This window comes from Ferrovum myxofaciens, assembly GCF_000735045.1.
GTDB lineage: Bacteria > Pseudomonadota > Gammaproteobacteria > Burkholderiales > Ferrovaceae > Ferrovum > Ferrovum myxofaciens.
In genome coordinates, this window is record NZ_JPOQ01000199.1 from 1 (window position 1) to 691 (window position 691).

Genomic DNA, 691 nt, shown 5'->3' on the forward strand with positions numbered 1-691 from the left:
GCCTCGGCCGTCAACTTCTGACCCTCCACGGTAATATCCCCCTCGTCATCCACATTCACCAGTACCTTGGGGGGCTCCAGAGCCGTGGTGGTGGAACTCTTGGGCATTTTGGATGCTACACCGGTGGAGGGAATCATGTGTAACGTGATCATGATGAAAAACACCAACAGAAAAAACATGATGTCGATCATCGGGATGATCTCGATCCGCGCACGTTTCGTTTCAAAGTAATTCATAGCCATCACTCACCCTCCCTTCAAGCCACAGAGCGGGCGCGAACACCGGCCAACACTTTTTTCTGTTCTTCGTAGGACTCATGGTAATGGGGATAGAGACGATTGAGCAACATCATCTTGAGGGTTTCCATCTGGTGCATGATCACCCGTACCCGATTGTTCAACCCGTTCAAGGCCACCAATCCGAGGATGGCGATGAACAATCCACAGGCCGTGGCCAGCAGGGCTTCCGCCACGCCGCCGGTGACTTTGGTGGGTGAGTTAGACACGTCTCCCAGCACCTGAAAGGCATTGAACATGCCGATGATGGTTCCGAGCAGGCCCATCAGGGGGGCCAGGGTCACGATGGTGTCCAGCACCCACAGGAAGCGGTCCACATGGGGCGCTTCGCGCATGACGGATTCTTCCAGTTTGTCGGAAATTCGGTCGAAATCATGCTCCAGGTTATGATGAAG

General features: G+C 54.3%; 2 protein-coding genes. Both read right to left on the reverse strand.

The genetic code is table 11. The features are described 5' to 3' along the window. Window positions 1–242, reverse strand: a 242-nt coding sequence (locus tag IV91_RS0112760; protein WP_200874413.1) for an ExbD/TolR family protein, incomplete at its 3' end; no start/stop codon positions are given. 14 nt (window positions 243–256) lie between these two features. After that, window positions 257–691: MotA/TolQ/ExbB proton channel family protein (locus IV91_RS0112765; RefSeq protein ID WP_150112491.1), on the reverse strand; the 435-nt coding region annotated here is incomplete at its 5' end.